This is a genomic window from Pseudomonas trivialis, from assembly GCF_001439805.1.
GTDB lineage: Bacteria > Pseudomonadota > Gammaproteobacteria > Pseudomonadales > Pseudomonadaceae > Aquipseudomonas > Aquipseudomonas trivialis.
Window position 1 is genome coordinate 186,085 of the sequence record NZ_JYLK01000008.1, and the last position, 21,499, is coordinate 207,583.

8 protein-coding genes are annotated in these 21,499 nt (G+C 60.9%); 5 read left to right on the forward strand and 3 right to left on the reverse strand.

Going from position 1 to position 21,499, the window contains the following annotated elements:
* Nucleotides 1-4: 4 nt before the first annotated feature.
* Together TU79_RS14325 and TU79_RS14330 are read left to right on the forward strand one after the other, a co-directional pair.
* Nucleotides 5-694, forward strand: coding sequence for an ABC transporter permease (locus tag TU79_RS14325; protein ID WP_057008627.1), 690 nt, complete (start codon nt 5-7; stop codon nt 692-694).
* Nucleotides 675-1,862 (forward strand): methyltransferase, encoded by a 1,188-nt coding sequence (locus TU79_RS14330; RefSeq protein ID WP_057008585.1) that lies wholly within the window; start codon nt 675-677, stop codon nt 1,860-1,862. The genes TU79_RS14325 and TU79_RS14330 overlap by 20 nt, the downstream gene beginning before the upstream one ends.
* 239 nt (nt 1,863-2,101) lie before the next feature.
* Here TU79_RS14330 and bcsQ read toward each other — a convergent pair whose 3' ends face one another.
* Nucleotides 2,102-3,046, reverse strand: coding sequence for a cellulose biosynthesis protein BcsQ (bcsQ, locus tag TU79_RS14335; protein WP_057008586.1), 945 nt, complete (start codon nt 3,044-3,046; stop codon nt 2,102-2,104).
* 291 nt (nt 3,047-3,337) lie between these two features.
* Between bcsQ and lapG the strand changes: the two genes are divergently transcribed.
* Entirely contained in the window at nt 3,338-4,030 is a 693-nt protein-coding gene (gene lapG / locus TU79_RS14340; RefSeq protein WP_057008628.1) for a cysteine protease LapG, read from the forward strand.
* Between the two features lie 11 nt (nt 4,031-4,041).
* Complete coding sequence (gene lapD, locus TU79_RS14345) at nt 4,042-5,988, forward strand: cyclic di-GMP receptor LapD (protein WP_057008587.1); 1,947 nt, start codon at nt 4,042-4,044, stop codon at nt 5,986-5,988.
* A gap of 55 nt (nt 5,989-6,043) precedes the next feature.
* Here the strand turns inward: lapD and TU79_RS14350 are convergent, their stop codons facing one another.
* Nucleotides 6,044-6,382, reverse strand: a complete 339-nt coding sequence (locus TU79_RS14350; protein WP_057008588.1) for a hypothetical protein — start codon at nt 6,380-6,382, stop codon at nt 6,044-6,046.
* Nucleotides 6,383-6,504: 122 nt separating this feature from the next.
* A complete protein-coding gene (locus TU79_RS14355; protein WP_057008589.1) occupies nt 6,505-19,797 on the reverse strand; it encodes a retention module-containing protein in 13,293 nt (4,430 codons plus the stop codon).
* 347 nt (nt 19,798-20,144) lie between these two features.
* On the opposite strand from TU79_RS14355, the gene TU79_RS14360 reads away from it, so the two are divergent.
* Nucleotides 20,145-21,497 carry a TolC family outer membrane protein gene (locus TU79_RS14360; protein WP_057008590.1) on the forward strand — a complete coding sequence of 451 codons (1,353 nt, stop codon included), beginning with the start codon at nt 20,145-20,147 and terminating at the stop codon, nt 21,495-21,497.
* Nucleotides 21,498-21,499 lie beyond the last annotated feature (2 nt).

Below are 21,499 nucleotides of genomic sequence, written 5' to 3' on the forward strand. Positions count from 1 at the left end.
GGGCCTGAACTGGGCCGTCATCATCAAGTGGCTGCCCAAACTGGCACAGGGCGCCACCCTGACCCTGGAGCTGGTGGCCATTGCGGTCATCGCCGGCCTGCTGCTGGCGATCCCGCTCGGTATCGCCCGCTCATCGCGCCTGTGGTACGTGCGCGCCCTGCCCTACGGCTACATCTTTTTCTTCCGTGGCACGCCGCTGCTGGTGCAGTTGTTTCTGGTGTACTACGGCCTGGCGCAGTTCGATTCGGTGCGCCACAGTTTCATGTGGCCGTACCTGCGCGATCCGTTCTGGTGTGCCACCGCCACCATGACCCTGCACACCGCCGCGTATATCGCCGAGATCCTGCGCGGCGCGATCCAGGCGATCCCGCCCGGCGAGATCGAAGCAGCGCGTGCCCTGGGCATGTCCAGGCCGAAGACGCTGTTCTACATCATCCTGCCGCGCGCCTCGCGCATCGGCCTGCCGGCGTACAGCAACGAGGTGATCCTAATGCTCAAGGCCAGCGCCCTGGCCAGCACGGTGACCCTGCTGGAACTGACCGGCATGGCCCGTACCATCATCGCGCGCACCTATTTGCCGGTGGAGATCTTCTTCGCTGCCGGGCTGTTCTACCTGCTGATGGCCTACATCCTGGTACGCGGCTTCAAACTGCTGGAACGCTGGCTACGCGTCGATGCCTGCCAGGGACGTTGAGGCGCGCTTCCACGCGCTGGATGCGTTCCTGATCGAGCACCAGGGGCTGTGGCGACCACGGCCCTTTGTTCATCCCCATTTGCCTTGGGAAACCGAGCACCCGCAACTCGCCGCCTGGTTGCGCCAACGCACCCTGGGCGAGGCGCAAGACAGCCACAACCAACCCCACGATTTGCCCGCACCGGCGCCGTTTCCACAGCTCGCGCGACACGCATTGCAACTGAGCGCTGTGGATAAATTACCGACCCACGCCCTGGCACCTGCCCGCGCTCGTTTGAACGTCGACGTACCGGGCCGCAAATGGCAGCAGATCGAGGCCTTCGGCGCAGCCCTGCACTTTGCCGACACGCCCCGGCATTGGCTGGACTGGTGCGCGGGCAAAGGCCACCTCGGCCGCCGCCTGCTGCACACCGGGCAAACGCTGACGTGCCTCGAACACGACCCGGCCCTGGTCACCGCCGGGCAAGCCTTGAGCGATCACCACCGGCTGCCCGCCACCCATCGTCTGCAGGACGTGATGGCAGACGTGGCAATCGGCCCCGAGCACACGCCCGTCGCCCTGCACGCCTGCGGCGACCTGCATGTGCGTCTACTGCAAGTGGCCAGCGCCGCCGGCTGCAGGCAATTGGCGCTGTCGCCCTGCTGCTATAACCGCATCAATGCCGACCGCTATCAGCCACTCTCCAGCGCAGCTCGAGCCTCGGCACTGCGCCTTTCGGTGGATGACCTCAGCTTGCCCCTCACCGAGACCGTGACCGCCGGCAAGCGCGTGCGTCAACAGCTCGACCGCTCCATGGCCTGGCGCCTGGGCTTCGACCCTCTGCAACGGCAACTGCGCGGCGTCGACGATTACCTCGCCACTCCCTCGTTGCCTGCCAGTTGGCTGGACAAACCCTATGCCGACTACTGCAAGGAGCTGGCACGCCTCAAGGGATTATCCACAGGAGAACAACCGTGGGAGACGCTGGAGGCGCACGGCTGGCGTCGTCTGGCCGAGGTCAGAAATCTGGAGTTGCTGCGTGGGCTGTTCCGACGGCCACTGGAAGTATGGCTGGTGCTGGATCGCGCACTGTTTTTGCGGGAACAGGGCTACGCCGTTGAAGTGGGCACGTTCTGCGAACCCTCGTTAACCCCGCGTAACCTGATGCTGCTGGCCGAGCGCGATTAAGGGGCAGCATTTATACGCGTGCCCTGTGGATAACTCTGTTGATGAAATCTTTACAGACGCTGTAGACATCTGCGCTACAGCTCGCAAGCCACCCTGGTCATTTTTTGTTCACATAATAAAACGCACGCAAAACAGGCAGTTGCAACGTAATGCGCACGGCGCCACATCATGGCTGTTTCGTGACAGGTGGCATCCGGCGATTGTGCATAAGCATCTGGCAAAAGCATATAAACCGCGATTTACGGACGCTTTTTACGGGCAATCAACAGCCGGCAGAGGCCGTTGATATCGTCGCCGGCCAGGCTCACCCGTATGTTATCCAGCGGGTCGGAGGCGAAAGCCAAGGCTTCGCTGATGGATGGATCGTGGTGGATCACATGAACGGGTCTGTCACTCAGACGTTGCTTGAAGGCCTCGAACATCTCGAGGCTGAACGCCGACTTATCATCCATTTGATTGATCACAATGTGGCAACGCGGCGCACGCTCAAGGCACGGCGCCAGCAACGCATCCACTTGATCCAGTGTGCCGAGGCAGGCGGCATTCGGCTGCGTGACCACCAGCACGATATCGGCCACGCTCAATGCCTGCTGCAAATAGACGTTATTGCCTGCCGGGGTATCGATGATCACCAGGCCGCGCTCATCCAGTGCCAGTGCCGACAAGCGCTGCGCCAGCCACTTGGGTTCACGGGTAAGCCAGCGCTGCAGGCTTTCCTTCTGATGGCTGTCGGTATCGCCAAACGGGATGACCTGGCACCCGGCGAAACCCGATTGCACGATACTCGTCCACGCTGCATTGAGCAGGCTGGCACGGCCCAGGCCGGGTTGCTCGGCCTCTACGCCGAAGTGGTGGCGCAGCGCATTCTGCGGGTCCAGATCCAGGGCCATCACCGACTCGCCAAGTCGTTGCAGGCCGCTGCTCAACGCTGTAACCAGGGTGCTGCGCCCCACGCCGCCGTTGATCGACACCACCGCCACCACCGTCGGGCGCGCAACCGTCTGCTCCTGCGCCTGGAGCCGCTCCTCGGGATGGCTGCGGTAATGCGAGCCATCTCTCTGGTTCACCCGTGTGCCATCGTCGAAGGGCACAGTGCCGAAGAAGTGCAGCCGAGCGTTTCTTCCCTCGGGATCGCGGGAAACGCTCTTGCCGAACAAGGCAAATAGATAATCGGTGCGGCTCATGGCCGGAGCTCCTTAACAGCGCCGTGTAAAGACGTGAAAGGCCGGCAAGATACTGGCTTCACCGCAGGTCTTCGTATAGGCATTTTGATGGCTCATTCTCCGACAGCGCCGTGCGAGTGTCATTATTTTGATTAAATCGCCCAACAACCTTTCAGACGAGCGGGAAATAGCCAATTAAATGACGATCACTTTCTGTAATTCATCAAAAGTGATTCCACTGTGCCATTGTCTTTTGCAGGCTATCACCTCACCATTGCCGCACCTTCCATGCTGCATGCCTGGGTAATCGCAGTGGCGTTACGCTTCAAACTCCCTCGGATCCTCTACGGTTTTGCCATCACGCTGCTGCTGGCGGGCGGGCTGCTGGGCGATTTGCTGGCCGATTGGGATTTCAGCCAGATCAGCCGACGCGCCGAAACGCTCTACGGGCCGCTCGGCGCCGGGCGCCAGCGCATCGATGCATGGCAACAGTTGCTGTCCACCCAGAAACAGGTCAGCGAGGCCGAGCAGCTCAAAGTGGTCAACCTGTTTTTCAACCGGCAGTTGCACTACGAGGAAGATATCGACCTGTGGCACGAGGTCGATTACTGGGCCACCCCCATTCAGTCGCTGTGGAAAGGCGCCGGCGACTGCGAAGACTACGCCATCGCCAAGTACTTCAGCCTGCGCCACCTCGGCGTGCCGGCCGAGAAACTGCGCATCACCTACGTCAAGGCTTTGCGCCAGAACCGTGCGCACATGGTGCTGACGTATTATGCGAGCCCCGAGGCCATGCCCCTGGTGCTCGACAGCCTGATGGACCCGATTCTGCCTGCCAGCCAACGCCAGGATTTGCTCCCCGTGTACGCCTTCAACGGCGAAGGCCTGTGGCTGCCCGGCGCGACGGGCAACAAGAAAGTCGGTGACACTAAACGCCTGTCACGCTGGCAGGATGTGTTGAAAAAAATGACCGCTGAAGGGTTTCCGGCCAGTTCGAATAATTAACAGGAGCTACGATGTCACTGTTCAAACAATTGCTGATCGCTATCTGCGTGTTCCTGATAGTCGCGTTCAGCGGTAGCTTCATGGTCAGCCTGGAGAGCTCGCGTACCCAGTACGTCAACCAGCTGCGCTCCCACGCCCAGGACGCGGCCACCGCGCTGGCCCTGTCGCTGACCCCCAACATCGATGACCCGGCGATGACCGAGCTGATGGTCAGCTCGATCTTCGACAGCGGCTACTACGCCAGCATCCGCGTGGTGGACCTGAGCAATAACCAGGTGCTGGTGGAGCGCGCCGCCGAGCCGGACGCCAGCAATGTACCGGCCTGGTTCGTGAAGATGATCGGCCTGGAAGCGGCCGGCGGTGATGCCATCGTCAGCCGCGGCTGGCAGCAGGCGGCACGGGTCGAGGTGGTCAGCCACCCGATGTTCGCTTTGGCCAAACTCTGGCAGAGCGCCTTGGGCAGCCTCGGCTGGTTGCTGGTGTGCGGTGCGGTGAGTGCGGTACTCGGCGCCCTGCTGCTGCGCCGGCAGTTGAAGCCGCTGGACTACATGGTCGAGCAGTCCCATGCGATTGCCCGCCGCGAATTCCTCAGCCTGCCCGACCTGCCGCGCACCCCGGAACTGCGTCGCGTGGTGCAGGCGATGAACCAGATGGTAGAGAAGCTCAAGGCGCTGTTCCATGAGCAGACCGAGCGCAGCGAGAAGCTGCGTGTGGAGTCCTACCAGGACAGCCTCACCGGCCTTGCCAACCGTCGCTATTTCGAGATGCAGCTGCAATCGCGGGTCAGCAACCTGGAGGAGTCCAGCTCCGGCTACCTGCTGATGCTGCGCGTCAACGACCTGAGCGGACTCAACCAGCGCCTGGGCGGGCAACGTACCGACCAGTTGCTGCAGGCGGTCAGCCAGCAACTGGTGCGCACCTGCGCCAAGTACCCGGAAACCCACAACCTCATCACCCGCAGCCGTGGCGGCGAATTCGCGGTGCTGGCCCCAGGGCTGGTACGTGACGAAGCCCTGCAGTTGGCCCAGGCGCTGGAGGCGACCCTGCAAAGCCTGCACGACACCGGCGCCACCGACATGCCGACCGTGGCCTTCATCGGCCTGGCGCCGTACAACCCGGGTGACGCCTCCGCCGACTTGCTGATGCTGGCCGACCAGGCGCTGACCCAGGCTGAAGCCAATGGCGGCCAGAGCTGGGTGTGCCTGGAGCATCAGGTCACCGGCACCGTCAGCGATGACCCGCACAGCTGGCACACCTTGCTCGATGACGCCCTGAAACAAGGCCGTTTCCAGTTGTTTTTCCAGCCGGTGGTCAGCAGCGGCGACACCCAGCAGGTGCTGCATTACAAGGTGCTGTCACGCCTGCTCGACAATCAGGACCAGACCATCGCGGCCGGCCACTTCCTGCCCTGGCTGGAACGCTTCGGCTGGACCGCGCGGCTCGACCACCTGATGCTGGACCTGGTGATCAAGCACTTGAGCCAGCACCCCGTCTCGGCGGCCTTGAACCTGTCGGCTGCGACCCTGCAGGATCCTCAAGCCCTGGAGCGGGTATTTGAACGTCTGGCCCAGCACCCAACGCTGGGCGCGCAGCTGACGCTGGAGATCGGCGAGGAGCAAGTGCCCGAACAGACCGAGCTGGAGCGCCTGACCCGGCGCATGCGCAACCTGGGCTTCAGCCTCGGCCTGCAACGTTTCGGCGGGCGCTTCAGCATGATCGGCAACCTGGCGAACCTGGGGCTGGCCTACCTGAAAATCGACGGCAGCTACATCCGTGCCATTGACCACGAAAGCCACAAGCGCTTTTTCATCGAAGCGATCCAGCGCGCCGCCCACAGCATCGACTTGCCGTTGATTGCCGAGCGCGTGGAAACCGAAGGTGAGTTGCGGGTGATCCGCGAGATGGGCATCGAAGGGGTGCAAGGCCGACTGGTCGGTGAACCCGCGCCCTGGAAGTGAAGCGTTGACACCTCGAGCCTCCTTGCCGGTCACGCCGTAAAGGAGGTGGCCGGGGTCAGATCAAACCGGTTTCATCGTCGTTGATCAGCTCACTCAAACCGCCCAGCGCGGCCCGCGCCTGGGTACGCTCAAGAAACTTGACCTGCGCCGCCGGCGGCAGGTCGGTAATGCTCATCACGTTCTTGGTGATCAGCACCTGGATCAAGTCATCCAGCACTCGAATCATCTCAAGGTCACTTTGCTTGAGCTGCTTGAGGCTGTTGTCCACTGCATCACCGGCGAACCACGCCTGAATCTCATGGTGGTCGGCCGGCAGTGTCTCGGTGGCCTCGGTAAACGCCTGCGCCTCGACGCGAACCAGCGCGTTGTGTTGATCGCGTTGCACGTAGAACATCACGGTTCTCCCAATAAAAAATCCCTGCAGGCATCGCGCACGGCGCCCACAGAGATTACACAGATTTTCCCGAAGCTGATGCCCGGCGGCGCCAATCCTCGAAGATTGGCGCCGCCTGGCGATCAGTCGTGATGCTTGACGGTCAGGTCACCACCGGCGATCAGGCTATTGATCGCGGCGCTGCCATTGCCCCAGCTGGCGCCATCGACCTTGATCGTGACATCGGCCGTGCCGCCGCCCGAGGCGGTGAACGTGCCCGCGCTGCTGACGCTCAGCGTCGAGGTGCCGGACGCATCGGTGGTCAGCTTCAGGTAGTTGGACAGGTTGTTGTCGTTATTGCCTTGCAGCAAGTCGGACAGGTCCAGCTTGTCACCTTCGCCGTGCTTGAAGTCGGTGATGCGATCAAAGCCGCCGCTGGTGTTGGTGTCGCCTTTGAGCCACACAAAGGTATCGGCACCTGCGCCGCCGCTGAGCACGTCATCGCCCTTGCCACCCACCAGGATGTCATTGCCGGCGCCGCCGGAGAGGCTGTCGTTGCCGCCCTGGCCGAACAGAATGTCGTTGCCGGCATTGCCGATCAGGGTGTCGTTACCGTCCTTGGTGCCGTAGATGTTCGACGCGTTGGCCATGGTGCCGATGTCCTGCACGTGCTCGGTGATGTACTGGTGCAAGGTGCGGTCGTCGATGTGGTCGACGGTGGTGGCCAGTTTCTCGGCGGCGAAGGCCTTGAGCGCAGCACTGCCTTCCTGGCCTTTGTAGGTGATCAGGTCGCCGAACAGAATGTCGTTGGCCGAACCGCCAGTGAGGTTGTCGGCACCCGCATCGGCGGTATGGCCGGTAATGGCATCGGCCAGCTTCGCCGTGTCGATGTTGGCAACCACCTTGTCGGTGTCGAATTGCTTGAGCACTGCGGTATCGATGCTCGACCCCAGGCCAATGGCCTCGACCACGACCTTGCTGTCCACTGCGTTGACCAGGTTGGCATAGGCCGCCTTGGCGTTGGCCATGGCGGTGTTGTCGTCCTGATAGACCCGCGCGACGTCGAAGCCGCCATTGACGTTGGCCACCACCTTGCCTTCATAGAACGCCTGACCGCGGCTGTTGTACGAGAAGACACTGCCGTCTGTATCGACAATCAACTTCGTGCGCCCATTGATTTCAGCGTAGACGGCGTTGCCCTGGCCCAGCACGTAATTGGAGCTGTTGACGTAGCTGTCAAAATAGACGCTATAGCCGCGATGGGTGCTTCCCAGGTAAAGGTTGTCCTGCACATCGGTGAATACGTTCGGCGAACCGTCGGTAATGAAGTAAGTCAGGTTGGTCGCGCCCTTGTTGCTGGTGGCGTCGCTGCTCTTGAACCAATTGGTGGCCGCGTTGAAGGCGTCCTGATAGTTGGTCATGTCGTTGGAGTTGGAGGTCATCTGGGTCAAGACCGCCTGCAAGGCCGCCTTGGCAGCGTCCTTGTCGGCCAGATTGACCGAGACCTGAGATTCGATACGCGTGTCGAAATCGACCAGCAGTACTTTCACCACACCTGAGTCTTTATTGCCGGCGTTGGCAATCAAGGTATTGAACACGCTGGTCAGTTGGCTCTTGATCGAGTCCATGGCACTGGTGCCGATGCTGCCCGAGGTGTCGACCAGGAAGGCAATGTTGTAGTTGCTGCCCTGAGTGACGACGCCGGCCTTGTCGCCGACCACCACGTTGTTGACCGAGGAACTGCTCAGATTGACCACGTCGGCCACACCAGTGCCTTCTGTCACCAGATAGGCTTGTGGCGTCACCGTGATGGTGCTGGTGGCGATGCTGGAACTCAGGCTGTTGCCGCCTTCGTTGTCCATCACCGAGACCTCGATGATGCGGTCGCCGGTAGCCGGGTACTTGCTGGTGCTGGAGTATTGGAACGACTCCAACAGCGCCTTGTAGGTCGCCGCATCCGCTGCACCCGACAGGTTCAACAGGATCTTGCCGCTGACGTCGGTGCCGACGCTGGTCAGGGTAATGCCTTTGTAGGTGCCGCCCACTGTCACCAGGCTGGAGGTCAGTTGATCCCCGGCACTGGCGTTTTTGAGGGTGATGCTCGCGCTCTGCATCTGGCTGCTGTCGACGTCGCCGATGGCCACGCTGCCGGTGATCGCCACACCGCTGGTGCTGCGTTCGTTGTAGGTGGCGGCGAAGCCGGTGGCGACTGCGCCGTCGGCAGTGCTGAGGTCCAGGGTCGGAGCATCGTTGACGGCGGTGACCACGATACTCACTTTACCGGTGGTAACCGCTTCGATGCCGGTGCTCAGCTCTTTGGCCGTGGCTTTCACGGTAAGGTCGAAACTGGCCGTCGAGTCCTTGAACGGGGTGACCGTCAGGGTCTTCAGGTTCCAGCTACTCACATCGTAGAACGCGGTAGCGCCGGTCGAGGTGAAGCTGTGGCCCGTGACGCCATCGGTAATCACCGTGCCTGCGGGCAAGCCGCTGATTTCCACCTTGTGGGATTCCGAGCCGTCGTTGTCGACGAACGTGGTGGTGATCGGCGCGACCTTGATGGTGGTGTCTTCCAGACCACGGTTGTAGACGTAGCCGGTGTAGTAGCCTTCGCCATTGACCACATGGCTGTCGCCCAGCACCGCACCCGCGGCCTTCAAGGCGTCCACGCCGGTGTAGGTCTGCACGCCGCTGTTGCCCAGCGACATCGACGGGCCGTTGTTTATCGACACATTGACGTCGTAGTTGCCTGCGGCGGCCTGGTTGTAGTGGTAGATATCGAGGGTGTAGTAGCCCGATTCGCTCGGCGTGTATGCCGTGCCGGTAATCGTGCCCGCCTGCTTGCTCCAGGTCTCGCTGGCGACCAGCTTGCCACCCACGGTGATTGCCAGGCTGTCATCGGCAGTGCCGGTGAAGCTGTAGCTCTTGCCGGCTTCCAGGTAGATCAAGCCGGAGACCTTGGTCGCCGTGCCCTCCGCCACATTCCCGTTGCTGACGCTGCTGACCACACCCGTGGAGATTGCGGTGGCAGCGGTCTTGGCGTCGATCACGCGGATCAGGTCGCTGGACTGCGCCACGCCGTTGCCGCTGGTGCCCAAGTCCTTGGCCAGCGTGCCGCCGGTCCAGGTCTGCAGGGTCAAACCGGTCGGCACCGCGCCGTATTGGCTGACACCTACCACCGGCACGTCCGTCACCGGGTGAATATCCACGGTGATGATTTTGGTGTCGCTGTAAACGCTGCCGTCGTAGGCCTGGAACTTCAGCTGGGTATAGTCGCTTTGCTTGTTGCCCACGCCGGTGCCGCCGAAGCTGTTATCGCCCGACTCGTTGGCCGCCGGGGTGTAGCGCACGTTGTGGCTGTCGAAGTCAGCCTGGCTGAACGCCTTGCCGGCCGAGGTATCGGTTTTCAGGTCAGCGGTAGTCAGCTGCGTCCACACGCCGTTGACTTTGTACTCGATGGCGCCGGCAGGCAGGCTGGTGAACACCACTTTCGGGTTGGCGGAGTCCACGTCGTTGACGCCGAAGGTGGCCCAGGTCAGTTCGACCGGGGTGTCTTCGTTGCTGGCGATGTTGCCGTTGGTGGCCGTGGGCGCGTCGTTGACCGGCGTGATCGTGATGGTGCCGTTGACCGCTGGCGAGGTCAGTACGTTGCTGCCGTCAGCGTTGCCGCTGTCGGTGGCGGTGTAGGTGAATTTCACCGTGCCGTTGAAGTCAGTGGCCGGCTTGAAGTAGACGGTCGCCTCGCCATTGCTGGCGGTGATCGGGCCGGTCACCTTGGTGGTCATCGCTGCGTCGGTGTAGAACGTGCCGTTGCTTGGCGTGCCCACGCTGAAGGATTTTACGTTCGCCAGTCCATCCACATCGGTCGCGCTCAGCTTGACCGCGATGCCGCTGGTTGGGTCTTCGGCACCGGTTGCGGTGGTTGCGATGGCAACTGGCGCGTCGTTGACCGGGGTCACGGTGATGGTGCCGTTGACCGCTGGCGAGGTCAGTACGTTGCTGCCGTCAGCGTTGCCGCTGTCGGTGGCGGTGTAGGTGAAGTTCACCGTGCCGTTGAAGTCGGTGGCCGGTTTGAAGTACACGGTCGCCTCGCCATTGCTGGCGGTGATCGGGCCGGTCACTTTGGTGGTCATCGCTGCGTCGGTGTAGAAGGTGCCGTTGCTTGGCGTGCCCACGCTGAACGATTTAACGTTCGCCAGGCCGTCTACATCGGTCGCGCTCAGCTTGACCGCGATGCCGCTGGTTGGGTCTTCGGCACCGGTTGCGGTGGTTGCGATGGCAACCGGCGCGTCGTTGACCGGGGTCACGGTGATGGTGCCGTTGACGGCTGGCGAGGTCAGCACGTTGCTGCCGTCAGCGTTGCCGCTGTCGGTGGCGGTGTAGGTGAAGTTCACCGTGCCGTTGAAGTCGGTGGCCGGTTTGAAGTACACGGTCGCCTCGCCATTGCTGGCGGTGATCGGGCCGGTCACCTTGGTGGTCATCGCTGCGTCGGTGTAGAACGTGCCGTTGCTTGGCGTGCCCACGCTGAAGGATTTTACATTCGCCAGTCCATCCACATCGGTCGCGCTCAGCTTGACCGCGATGCCGCTGGTTGGGTCTTCGGTACCGGTTGCGGTGGTAGCAATGGCTACCGGTGCGTCGTTGACCGGGGTCACGGTGATGGCGCCGTTGACGGCTGGTGAGGTCAGCACGTTGCTGCCGTCAGCGTTACCGCTGTCGGTGGCGGTGTAGGTGAAGTTCACCGTGCCGTTGAAGTCGGTGGCCGGCTTGAAGTAGACGGTCGCCTCGCCATTGCTCGCGGTGATCGGGCCGCTCACCTTGGTGGTCATCGCTGCGTCGGTGTAGAACGTGCCGTTGCTTGGCGTGCCCACGCTGAACGATTTAACGTTCGCCAAGCCGTCTACATCGGTCGCGCTCAGCTTGACCGCGATGCCGCTGGTTGGGTCTTCGGCACCGGTTGCGGTGGTAGCAATGGCTACCGGTGCGTCGTTGACCGCCACGATATTCACGTTCAGCGTGCTGCTGGAGCCGGTGTTGGTGGTGTAGCCGATTTGTGGCACGTCACCGTTGAAGTCTTTGACCGGCGTGAAGGTGTAGGCGCCGTTGGCGCTGATAGTGATAGAGCCCACGCCAGTGATGACAGCGGTTTGGCCGGCCATGTAGCTAACGGTTCCGACGTTGAAGGTGGCTACGTTCAGGACGCTATCGACATCGCTGTCGTTACTCAGCACATTGCCGGTGGCAACGTTGTCTTCCAGGGCGCTGCCGGTGTCCGTTTTGAGGACGCTTGCGTCATCTACAGCATCGATCTTCACGTTGAGCGTGCTGCTGGAACCGGTGTTGGTCGTGTAGCCGATTTGCGGTACGTCACCGTTGAAGTCTTTGACTGGTGTGAAGGCATAGGCGCCGTCGGTACCGATGGTGATTGAGCCAACGCCAGCGATCACGGCGGTCTGGCCAGCGTTGTAGCTGGTGCCGCTGACGCTGAAAGTCGCGACGCTCAACACGTTATCCACATCGACGTCGTTGCTCAGCACGTTGCCGGTGGCGACGTTGTCTTCCAGCGCGCTGCCGGTGTCCGCTTTGAGAACGCTTGCGTCATCTACAGCATCGATCTTCACGTTGAGCGTGCTGCTGGAGCCGGTGTTGGTCGTGTAGCCGATTTGCGGCACGTCGCCGTTGAAGTCTTTGACCGGCGTGAAGGCGTAGGCGCCGTCGGTACCGATGGTGATTGAGCCAACGCCCGCGATAACAGCGGTCTGGCCGGCGTTGTAGCTAGTGCCGTTGACGCTGAAGGTCGCAACGTTCAACACGTTGTCCACATCGACGTCATTGATCAGCACGTTGCCGGTGGCAATGTGATCTTCCAGGGCGCTGCCGGTGTCCGCTTTGAGGACGCTGGCGTCATCTACAGCATCGATCTTCACGTCCAACGTGCTGCTGGAACCGGTGTTGGTGGTGTAGCCGATTTGTGGCACGTCGCCGTTGAAATCTTTGACTGGGGTGAAGCTGTACGCGCCGTCAGCACCGATGGTGATAGAGCCAACGCCCGCGATCACGGCGGTCTGGCCGGCGTTGTAGCTAGTGCCGTTGACGCTGAAGGTCGCGACGTTCAACACGTTATCAACGTCGACGTCGTTGCTCAGCACGTTGCCGGTGGCAACGTGATCTTCCAAGGCGCTGCCGGTGTCCGCTTTGAGGACGCTTGCGTCATCTACAGCATCGATCTTCACGTCCAACGTGCTGCTGGAACCGGTGTTGGTGGTGTAGCCGATTTGCGGTACGTCACCGTTGAAATCTTTGACTGGGGTGAAGGCATAGGCGCCATCAGCGCCGATAGTGATGCTGCCCACACCCGCAATCACGGCCGTCTGGCCGGCGGCGTAACTGGTGCCACCGACGTTGAACATGGCAACAGTCAGGGTGTTGTCTACGTCCACGTCGTTGCTCAACACATTGCCAGTGGCAACGTTATCTTCTAGAGCACTACCTTTGTCCGCTTTCAACACGCTCGCGTCATCGACCGCGTCGATTTTCACGTCCAGAGTGCTGCTCGAACCCGTGTTGGTGGTGTAGCTGATTTGCGGTACGTCACCGTTGAAGTCTTTAACAGGCGTGAACGCGTACGCGCCGTCTGCACCAATAGTGATAGCGCCGACACCTGCAATGGTTGCAGTTTGGCCAGCAGTATAGGTGGCGCCGCCCACATTGAAGGTGGCAACAGTCAGTGTGTTGTCTACATCGACGTCATTCGAAAGGACGTTGCCGGTGGCAACGTTATCTTCCAAGGCGCGGCCGGTGTCGGCCTTGAGGACGCTCGCGTCATCTACAGCATCGATCTTCACGTCCAGCGTGCTGCTCGAGCCGGTGTTGGTGGTGTAGCCAATTTGCGGGACGTCACCGTTAAAGTCTTTGACCGGCGTGAAGGCATAGGCGCCGTCGGCGCCGATGGTGATTGAGCCAACGCCTGCGATGGTCGCGGTCTGGCCTGCGTTATAGCTTGTGCCGTTGACGCTGAAGGTCGCGACGCTCAACATGTTGTCGACATCGACGTCGTTGCTCAACACATTGCCGGTGGCAACGTTATCTTCCAGGGCGCTACCGGTGTCTGCCTTGAGGACGCTCGCGTCATCAACAGCGTCGATCTTCACATCCAGCGTGCTGCTGGAGCCGGTGCTGGTGGTGTAACCAATTTGCGGTACGTCGCCGTTGAAGTCTTTGACTGGGGTGAAGGCGTAGGCGCCGTCAGCGCCGATAGTGATGCTGCCCACGCCCGCGATCACGGCCGTCTGGCCGGCGGCGTAACTGGTGCCACCGACATTGAACGTGGCAACAGTCAGCACATTGTCGACGTCGATGTCATTCGAAAGGACGTTGCCGGTAGCAACGTTATCTTCCAGGGCGCTACCGGTATCTGCTTTGAGGACGCTCGCGTCATCTACAGCGTCGATCTTCACGTCCAGCGTGCTGCTCGAACCCGTGTTGGTGGTGTAGCCGATTTGCGGGACGTCACCGTTGAAGTCTTTAACGGGGGTGAAGGCGTACGCGCCGTCAGCGCCGATGGTGATGCTGCCCACGCCCGCGATCACAGCCGTCTGGCCTGCGGCGTAACTGGTGCCCCCCACGTTGAACGTGGCAACAGTCAGTACGTTGTCGACGTCCACATCGTTGCTCAGCACGTTGCCGGTAGCAACGTTGTCTTCAAGCGCACTGCCGGTGTCCGCCTTGAGGACGCTCGCGTCATCAACTGCATCGATTTTCACGTCCAGCGTGCTGCTGGATCCTGTGTTGGTGGTGTAGCCAATTTGTGGCACGTCACCGTTGAAATCTTTGACCGGGGTGAAGCTGTACGCGCCGTCGGCACCGATGGTGATTGAGCCGACGCCAGCGATGGTCGCGGTTTGACCTGCGGCGTAACTGGTGCCACCCACGTTGAACGTGGCAACAGTCAGTACGTTGTCGACGTCCACGTCGTTGCTCAGCACGTTGCCGGTAGCAACGTTGTCTTCAAGCGCACTGCCGGTGTCCGCCTTGAGGACGCTCGCGTCATCAACAGCGTCGATCTTCACATCCAGCGTGCTGCTGGAGCCGGTGTTGGTGGTGTAACCAATTTGCGGCACGTCGCCGTTGAAGTCTTTGACCGGCGTAAAGGCGTAGGCACCGTCTGCACCGATGGTGATCGAGCCAACGCCTGCGATGATTGCGGTCTGGCCGGCGTTGTAGCTGGTGCCGTTGACGCTGAAGGTCGCAACGCTCAACACGTTATCCACATCGACGTCGTTGCTCAGCACATTGCCGGTGGCAACGTTATCTTCCATGGCGCTACCGGTGTCGGCTTTGAGGATGCTCGCGTCATCAACAGCATCGATCTTCACGTCCAACGTGCTGCTCGAACCGGTGTTGGTGGTGTAGCCGATTTGCGGCACGTCACCGTTGAAGTCTTTGACTGGGGTGAAGCTGTACGCGCCGTCAGCACCGATTGTGATTGAGCCGACGCCCGCGATCACAGCGGTTTGACCTGCGGTATAGGTAGTGCCGCCGACATTGAAGGTCGCAACGCTCAACACATTGTCGACGTCAACGTCGTTGCTCAACACATTGCCGGTGGCGACGTTATCTTCAAGCGCACTGCCGGTGTCCGATTTCAACACGCTCGCGTCATCAACCGCGTCGATCTTCACGTCCAGCGTGCTGCTCGAACCGGTGTTGGTGGTGTAGCCGATTTGCGGTACGTCGCCGTTGAAGTCTTTGACTGGGGTGAAGGCATAGGCGCCGTCAGCGCCGATAGTGATGCTGCCCACGCCCGCGATCACGGCCGTCTGGCCGGCGGCGTAACTGGTGCCACCGACATTGAACGTGGCAACAGTCAGCACGTTGTCGACGTCGATATCATTCGAAAGGACGTTGCCGGTGGCAACGTTGTCTTCCAGGGCGCTGCCGGTGTCCGCTTTGAGGACGCTCGCGTCATCTACAGCATCGATCTTCACGTCCAGCGTGCTGCTCGAACCGGTGTTGGTGGTGTAGCCGATTTGTGGCACATCACCGTTGAAGTCTTTGACTGGCGTGAAAGCATAGGCGCCGTCTGCACCGATGGTGATTGAGCCAACGCCTGCGATGGTTGCGGTCTGTCCAGCGTTGTAGCTGGTGCCGTTGACGCTGAAGGTCGCAACGCTCAGTACGTTGTCGACGTCAACGTCGTTGCGCAACACATTGCCGGTGGCGACGTTATCTTCAAGCGCACTGCCAGTGTCGGCTTTAAGGATACTTGCGTCATCAACCGCGTCGATCTTCACGTCCAGCGTGCTGCTGGAGCCGGTGTTGGTGGTGTAGCCGATTTGAGGAACGTCACCGTTGAAGTCTTTGACCGGGGTGAAGCTGTACGCGCCGTCTGCACCAATAGTGATAGCGCCGACACCTGCAATGATTGCAGTTTGGCCAGCGTCATAGGTGGTACCGCCCACATTGAAGGTGGCAACAGTCAGTGTGTTGTCTACATCGACGTCATTTGAAAGGACATTGCCGGTGGCAACGTTATCTTCCAGGGCGCTGCCGGTGTCCGCTTTAAGGACGCTCGCGTCATCTACAGCATCGATCTTCACGTCCAGCGTGCTGCTCGAACCCGTGTTGGTCGTATAGCCGATTTGCGGCACGTCGCCGTTGAAGTCTTTGACTGGCGTAAAGGCATAGGCGCCATCAGCACCAATAGTGATGCTGCCCACACCCGCAATCACGGCCGTTTGGCCGGCGTTGTAAGTGGTGCCACCTACGTTGAAGGTCGCAACGCTTAAGACGTTATCCACATCGACGTCATTTGAGAGCACGTTGCCGGTGGCAACGTTATCTTCCAGGGCGCTACCGGTGTCTGCCTTGAGGACGCTCGCGTCATCAACCGCGTCGATTTTCACGTCCAGGGTGCTGCTCGAACCCGTGTTGGTGGTGTAGCCAATTTGCGGCACGTCGCCGTTGAAGTCTTTGACCGGTGTGAAGGCATAGGCGCCGTCTGCACCGATGGTGATTGAGCCAACACCGGCAATGGTCGCGATCTGGCCTGCGTTGTAAGTAGTGCCATTAACGTTGAAGGTCGCAACGCTTAAGACGTTATCCACATCGACGTCGTTGCTCAACACGTTGCCAGTAGCAACATTGTCTTCCAGCGCACTGCCGGTATCGGCCTTGAGGACGCTCGCGTCATCGACCGCGTCAATTTTCACGTCCAGCGTGCTGCTCGAACCCGTGTTGGTCGTGTAGCCGATTTGCGGCACGTCACCGTTGAAGTCTTTGACCGGTGTGAAGGCGTAAGCGCCGTCGACGCCGATAGTGATGCTGCCCACGCCCGCGATCACGGCCGTCTGGCCGGCGGCGTAACTGGTGCCACCGACATTGAACGTGGCAACAGTCAGCAGGTTGTCGACGTCGATGTCATTCGAAAGGACATTGCCAGTGGCAACGTTGTCTTCCAAGGCGCTGCCGGTGTCCGCTTTGAGGACGCTGGCGTCATCAACCGCGTCAATCTTGACGTCCAGCGTGCTGCTCGAACCGGTATTGGTGGTGTAGCCGATCTGCGGCACGTCGCCGTTGAAGTCTTTGACCGGCGTGAAGGCGTAGGCGCCGTCGGCACCGATGGTGATTGAACCAACGCCAGCGATGGTCGCAGTTTGACCTGCGGTATACGTGGTGCCGCCGACGTTGAAGGTCGCAACGTTTAAGACGTTGTCGACGTCGACGTCATTCGACAGCACATTGCCGGTGGCAACGTTATCTTCCAGGGCGCTGCCGGTATCAGCTTTAAGGACGCTCGCGTCATCTACGGCGTCGATCTTCACGTCCAGGGTGCTGCTCGAACCCGTGTTGGTGGTGTAGCCAATTTGCGGCACGTCGCCGTTGAAGTCTTTGACCGGGGTGAAGGCGTAGGCGCCATCAGCGCCGATAGCGATGCTACCCACGCCTGCGATAACGGCGGTTTGGCCTGCAGTGTAAGTGGTGCCGCCCACATTGAAGGTGGCAACAGTCAGGGTGTTGTCTACGTCGACGTCGTTGCTCAGCACATTGCCGGTAGCAACGTTGTCTTCCAGGGCGCTGCCGGTGTCCGCCTTGAGGACGCTCGCGTCATCAACCGCGTCGATCTTCACGTCCAGGGTGCTGCTGGATCCTGTGTTGGTGGTGTAGCCAATTTGTGGCACGTCACCGTTGAAATCTTTGACCGGGGTGAAGGCGTAGGCGCCGTCTGCAGCGATGGTGATCGAACCAACGCCCGCGATAACAGCGGTCTGGCCGGCGTTGTAGCTTGCGCCGTTGACGCTGAAGGTCGCGACGTTCAACACGTTATCCACATCAACGTCGTTGCTCAGCACGTTTCCGGTAGCAACGTTATCTTCAAGCGCACTACCGGTATCTGCCTTGAGGACGCTCGCGTCATCTACAGCATCGATCTTCACGTCCAGGGTGCTGCTCGAACCCGTGTTGGTGGTGTAGCCGATTTGCGGCACGTCGCCGTTGAAGTCTTTGACCGGTGTGAAGGCATAGGCGCCGTCTGCACCGATGGTGATTGAGCCAACACCGGCAATGGTCGCGATCTGGCCTGCGTTGTAAGTAGTGCCATTAACGTTGAAGGTCGCAACGCTTAAGACGTTATCCACATCGACGTCGTTGCTCAACACGTTGCCAGTAGCAACATTGTCTTCCAGCGCACTGCCGGTGTCGGCCTTGAGGACGCTCGCGTCATCAACCGCGTCGATCTTCACGTCCAGCGTGCTGCTCGAACCAGTGTTGGTGGTGTAGCCAATTTGTGGCACGTCGCCGTTGAAGTCTTTAACCGGGGTGAAGGCGTATGCGCCGTCGGCACCGATAGTAATCGAGCCAACGCCAACAATAGTTGCGGTCTGGCCGGCGCTATACGTGGTGCCGTTGACGCTGAACGTCGCGACGTTCAATACGTTGTCGACGTCGACATCATTCGAAAGCACATTGCCAGTGGCAACGTTATCTTCCTGCACCGTGCTGGTGTCCGCTTTCAACACGCTCGCGTCATCAACCGCCACCACGTTTACAGTCAGCGTGCTGGTTGAACCGGTGTTGGTGGTGTAGCCGATCTGCGGCACATCACCGTTGAAGTCCTTGACCGGGGTAAAGGTGTACGCGCCATCGGCGCCGATGGTGATGCTGCCCACGCCGGCAATGGTCGCGGTCTGGCCGGCGCTGAAGGTGGTGCCGCCCACGTTGAAGGTGGCAACCGACAGCACATTGTCGATATCGCTGTCATTGCTCAGCACATTGCCGGTGGCGACGCCATCTTCGGCGAGGGTGGCAGTGTCGGCCACCAGCACGCTCGGGTTATCCACAGCGATCACCGTGGTGGTGGCCGCTTGCGGGTTGATCGCGAGGTTCTCGTAGTTGCCGCCGCTGGCGGCGGTGATGTTCGCGCTGACGGTCAGGTCCTTGCCATCGGCCAGGTTCGCCGGGGTGTCGACGCTGACGGTGCCGGTGGTTTTGCCGGCTTCAATGATGATGGTGGTGTTGTTGGACAGCGTGACGGTGACGTCGGTCTGCGCGGCGTTGGTCACCGTGGCGGTGTAGACGATCTTGCCGCCCTCATCCACCGAAGCGGCGGAGGTGAGGGTCACGGTGGTGGTGTCGATGGTGTCGTTGACTTGCGTCACCGCAGGCGTCGGGTCCGTGGTGACGACCACGTTGCCGCCGCCGGAAGTGCCGGCGATGGTGGCGGAGATCGACGAGGCATCCAGGTACGGCGTGTCATTGCCGGCGAAGGTGACGTTCAGCGCGCCGGAGGTCTGGCCGGCCGCGATTACTACGGCCAGGCCGTTGGACAAGGTAACGGTAAGGTCGCTGGTCGGCGCCTGGGTGACGAACGCGGTGTAAACCACCACGCCGCCGGCTTCGGTGATGGTCGGCGTGGCGGTCAGGGTAACGGTGACGTTTTGCGCAGTGGCGCCGTTGTTATTGTTGCCAGCGGTGAGCGGCGCAGCGCCGGCGTCCGCAGCGTTAAGGCCGTTGGTCGGATAGCCAATAGTGGGGTCGACCACGCCTGCGGTCGCGTCCAGCACCACGAAGCTGTGCCCGCCCCCGACGGCGCCGTCTGCACCGGCGGCGCTCGGGCCGGCGGCGGTGGCTTCGAGGTCCTGGGTCGGGTCGGCGCCGGCGGCAATGGCTTGCTGCAGTTCGGCAACGGACGGCGCGGCCTGCGCAGTGGCGGCGCTCAGGTCGGTGGACGAGTCAGGCGCATCGGCACTCCACTGGCTGTCGCGACCCAGGTCGATCACGCGGCCATCGGCAAGCTCCAGCGACACGGCGCCAGCGGGGCCGGTATCGACCTGCTCCCCGGCGAACAGACGATCACCTTCTACAAGCAGGCGACGAATCCCTTCCGGGGATACCGCGAACACTTGACCGACAATGCTTTTGACGACCGCAACGCTGCTCATAAAAAATCTCCGAAATACCGTTCAGGGGGGCATCCATCAAGGAGACCGGCCCTACCGCTGGTGCCGATTCAATAGCTGGAGTACTTGAATTTTTGCGTAAAAATTTTGGCGTCAATATTCTGCTGTTTTTTCGGGAAAATTACTTTTCCGTCAAGGTATTGACCTATTGGGCGCCATCCTAAACAATCCGCCCCGTAATGTCACATTGATATTTAAGCGGCCTCGCGACTTTCTGTTTGCGCCCTCCGGCGTCCAATAAAAACGGGCATTTCGAGTTGCCACTCCCATGCAATATTCCAATTTTGTTGCAGCTTTGCAGGCAACCAGATCTCCGGGGAAACATCAGAATGCGTTTGCACTTTTTCATCGCCGTGCCGTTCGCTCTCGCCGCCAGTTTCGTGCAGGCCCAAACCCTTCCTGAGGCCATGCAGAAGGCGGTGGACGTGCACCCGGAAATCCAGGCTGGCGTGAATGCGCGCATCGCTGCCGACTATCAGGTACGAGCGGCCCAGGGTGGCTACCTGCCTAAAGTGGATTTGCTGGGCGGTTATGGCCGTGAAAGCTCCGACAACATCAACACCCGCGCCGCCAGCAACAGCCATGACTGGAAAACCCTGAACCGGGGCGAGTCGAGCATTCGCCTGCAACAGAACCTGTTCCAGGGGTTCGGCACGCAAAATGAAGTCAGCCGCCAGCAAGCCACCGCCAACTCCCGAGGCTACGCGCTGCTCAACACCACCGAGCGCACCGCCCTGACGGTCGCCCAGGTCTATCTGGATGTGCTGACCCGTCGCGAGATGGTGCAACTGGCAGAAGACAACCTGAAAAGCCACGAACGCATCTTTGACCAGATCAAACTGCGCACCAGCCGTGGCGTCGGAAGAATGGCGGACATGGACCAGGCTGAAGCCCGACTGGCTCAAGCGCGTAACAACCTGCTGACCGAGCAGACCAACCTGGAAGACGCCAAGGCCAACTACATCAGCGCCGTCGGCCAGGAGCCCGATCAACTGGAGCGGCCACAGGGTTTTGTCGCCCTGATGCCGGCCAACCTTGAAGAAGCGCGCCGCCAGATGGTGGAGAGCAGCCCGGTGTTGCGCTCGGCCGAGTCGGACATCGCCGCTGCCGAAAAGCAGTACGAATCCGCCAAGTCGACCTTCTACCCGCGCTTTGACGCCGAGCTGCAGCGCTCGGCCAACAACAATGTCGGCGGCGAAGAGGGCCATGACAATGGCTACTCGGCCATGCTGCGCATGCAGTTCAACCTGTACTCCGGCGGCAGCAACAAGGCCGACCTGCAGTCCAAGGCCTCCCAGGCCTCTCAGGCGCTGGATATTCGCAACAACGCCCTGCGCGAGTTGAACCAGGAGCTGAGCCTGGCGTGGAACGCCTACAACAATGCCACGGCGCAGGTGCCGATCGCCCAGGAATACGTGGACCGCAGCACCCGCGTGCGCACTTCTTACCAGCAGCAGTTCAGCCTCGGTGAGCGTACACTGCTCGACCTGCTCGACAGCGAGAACGAACTGTTCACCGCGTCGCAGCGCCTGGCGCAGATCAAAAACCTGCAGCTGTACACGCAATACCGTATCAAGGCCGACATGGGCCAACTGCTGAGAAGCCAGGGCATCGTCGCCCCGCTGGCCTCGGTCGTGCAAAACGAAGTCAAGACGAAAGTGAACCTGCCAGGGATGAACTGATT

Bases quoted from the DNA above. Each gene is read 5' to 3' on its own strand.
- TU79_RS14330 (WP_057008585.1), top strand. From the start codon at position 675: ATGCCTGCCAGGGACGTTGAGGCGCGCTTCCACGCGCTGGATGCGTTC.
- bcsQ (WP_057008586.1), bottom strand. From the start codon at position 3,046: ATGAGCCGCACCGATTATCTATTTGCCTTGTTCGGCAAGAGCGTTTCC.
- lapD (WP_057008587.1), top strand. From the start codon at position 4,042: ATGTCACTGTTCAAACAATTGCTGATCGCTATCTGCGTGTTCCTGATA.
- TU79_RS14350 (WP_057008588.1), bottom strand. From the start codon at position 6,382: ATGTTCTACGTGCAACGCGATCAACACAACGCGCTGGTTCGCGTCGAG.
- TU79_RS14355 (WP_057008589.1), bottom strand. From the start codon at position 19,797: ATGAGCAGCGTTGCGGTCGTCAAAAGCATTGTCGGTCAAGTGTTCGCG.
- TU79_RS14360 (WP_057008590.1), top strand. From the start codon at position 20,145: ATGCGTTTGCACTTTTTCATCGCCGTGCCGTTCGCTCTCGCCGCCAGT.